We start from the raw sequence: 1107 nt of genomic DNA, 5'->3' as shown, positions 1-1107 counted from the left end.
CCGCCGCCGCGGGCCCGGGCGCCGACCGGCGGCCCGGGCCGCTCGGCGACGGGGAGCGGTGGTCGTGAGCGGACCCGCGCGCCCCGGCCTCGGCTGCGTGGGCACCCCCCGGCTGCTGGCCGGGCTCGACCGGGACCCGCGGCTCGACCGCGAGGCCCATCTGGCGGCGCACGGCCCGCTGCCGCGCTACGCCTCCGACGAACTCGTGGACCTGGCCGCCGACATCGACCTGCGGGGCCGCGGCGGAGCCGGGTTCCCCTTCGCCCGGAAGCTGCGTGCCGTCATCGGCTCCGCGCGGGAACGGGAGGGGCCGACGGCCGTGGTGGTCAACGGCAGTGAGGGGGAGCCGAGTTGCCTCAAGGACAAGGCGCTGCTGCTGCACGCCCCGCACCTGGTGCTCGACGGCGCGCTGCTGGCCGCCGCCGCGGTCGGCGCGGAGGAGGTGGTGGTGGCCGTCACCCGGGCAGACGTGGAGCGCTCGGTACGGGACGCCGTCGCCGAACGGGGGCCGGGCGGCCGCCGGGTGCGCGTGGCACGGCTGCCCGAGCGCTTCGTGACCGGCGAGGGGACCGCGATGGTGGGCGGGCTGAACGGGGGCGCGGCGCTGCCGTCCGGCCGGCGGGTGCGGACCAGCGAACGGGGCCTGGGCGGGGTGCCGACGCTGCTGTCGAACACCGAGACGTACGCGCAGCTCGCCGTCGCCGCCCGGATGGGCGCTCCCGACTACCGGGCGGCCGGCCTGCCCTCCGAGCCGGGCACCGTGCTGCTGACCGTCGCCGGGCAGACGGTGGTCGAGACCCCGACGGGGACCTCGCTGGCGTACGTCCTCGACCTGTGCGGCACCCGTACCGGGCAGGGTGTACTGGTCGGCGGCTACCACGGCCGCTGGCTGGATCCGGGGGCGGCCCGCTCCGCGGACGTGTCCCGGGGCTCGCTGTCCGCCTTCGGCGCGGTGCTGGGGGCGGGGGCGGTGCTGCCGTTGCCCGAGGACACCTGTCCGGCCGGCGAGGTCGCGCGGGTGACGCGGTGGATGGCGAAGGAGTCGGCCGGGCAGTGCGGGCCCTGCGTACGGGGCCTGCCCGGGCTGGCCGACGTACTGGAGGACGC

General features: G+C 78.5%; 1 protein-coding gene. It reads left to right on the top strand.

Features of this window, described 5'->3' with window-relative positions:
- Window positions 1–64: 64 nt before the first annotated feature.
- Window positions 65–1107: NADH-ubiquinone oxidoreductase-F iron-sulfur binding region domain-containing protein (locus tag SSNG_RS30380; RefSeq protein WP_241695151.1), on the top strand; the 1043-nt coding region annotated here is incomplete at its 3' end.

This window comes from Streptomyces sp. C, assembly GCF_000158895.1.
Taxonomy (GTDB): domain Bacteria; phylum Actinomycetota; class Actinomycetes; order Streptomycetales; family Streptomycetaceae; genus Streptomyces; species Streptomyces racemochromogenes.
Note: the sequence above shows the minus strand (reverse complement) of the source record. Positions and strands in the feature narration are given on the sequence as shown.